Genomic DNA, 1562 nt, shown 5'->3' on the forward strand with positions numbered 1-1562 from the left:
GGCCCCTGGTGGGAGAAGCCGTTGTGGTCGTTGCGCCAGGCGGTGGAGGTGAGCAGGACGTTGAGGCTGGGCACCTTCGCCCGCCAGTCCAGCCGCTTCGCCTCCTGCAGCCACTTGCCGTGCTGGACGGTCTGCGACGCGGACACCATCGCGAACGCCTCGTAGGTGGCGAACATGCCGTGCCGGCCGGTGAGGGTGTAGCCCTCCAGCCAGCCGTGGCAGTTGTGCTCGGAGAGCACCTCCATGACCCGCCCGTCGTGGCCGAGCGCGACGTCGGTGTCGGTGACCCGTTCCATGAACGCGCGGTCGGAGACCTCGAAGACGGCGCCGAGCCGGTTGCTGTTGGTCTCGTCGGGGCAGAACAGCCGGAACCTGTCGGGGTTGCTGCTGTAGATGTCGCGCAGGAGCTCGCCGAGCCGCCGGGTCGACTCGGCGTGCTCGGTGCCGGGCTCTGTGACGTCGATGCTGTACTTGCGGAAGTCGGGGATGTCCAGGTCGCGGGTGAGCAGGCCGCCGTTGGCGTGCGGGCTGGCGCTCATCCGCAGGTCGCCCTCGGGTGCCAGGCCGCGGACCAGGTCGACCGGCGCGCCGTCAGCGTCGAAGAGCTCGTCCGGGCGGTAGGACCGCAGCCACTGCTCCAGGATCGCCAGGTGCCCGGGGTTGTCCTTGACGCCGGACAGCGGCACCTGGTGTGAGCGCCACGTGCCGGTCACCTGGATGCCGTCGACCTGCTCGGGTCCGGTCCAGCCTTTCGGCGAGCGCAGGATGATCATCGGCCAGCGCGGGCGGGTGCCGTCCCGGTCGCCGTCGCGGGCGGAGCGCTGGATCGCCCGGATCTTCCCCCACGCCTCGGCGAGGGTGGCGGCGAAGCGGTGGTGCATGCCGGGCAGGTCGTCGCCGCCGACCTCGAGGACCTCGTAGCCGTGGCCTTCGAAGAGGGAACGGACCTCGGCCGGGTCCTTGCGGCCCAGGACTGTCGGCCCGGCGATCTTCGCGTCGTTGAGGTGCAGGATCGGCAGGACGGCGCCGTCGCGGACCGGGTTGATGAACGAGACGCCCTTCCAGGAGCCCTCCAGGGGGCCGGTCTCGGCCTCGCCGTCGCCGACGACCGCCACGGTCAGCAGGTCCGGGTTGTCCATGACGGAGCCGAACGCGTGGACGAGGACGTAGCCGAGCTCGCCGCCCTCGTGGATGGAGCCGGGTGTGGTGACGGAGACGTGGCTGGGGATGCCGCCGGGGCTGGAGAACTGCCGGAAGAGCCGCAGCAGCCCCTCCTCGTCCTGGGACACCGCCGGGTAGATCTCGCTGTAGGTGCCTTCCAGGTAGCCGGCCGCGACGAGTGCGGGGCCGCCGTGGCCGGGGCCGGCGAGGTAGATCGCCTCCTGGCCGGTGAGCCGGATCAGCCTGGACACGTGCGCGTAGATCAGCGACAGGCCGGGGCTGGTGCCCCAGTGGCCGAGCAGGCGGGGCTTGATGTCCTGCGGCGTGAGCGGGCGGCGAAGCAGCGGATTGCCCTGCAGGTAGATCTGGCCGACGGTGAGGTAGTTGTTCGCCCGCCACCA

General features: G+C 71.1%; 1 protein-coding gene. It reads right to left on the minus strand.

The annotated features are described in order from the left end of the window. Window positions 1-1562 (minus strand): phosphoketolase family protein (locus ACZ6TV_RS55195; protein WP_465309784.1); only part of this gene is annotated, 1562 nt, incomplete at both ends.

It is taken from the genome of Dactylosporangium sp. NPDC051087 (assembly GCF_055586325.1).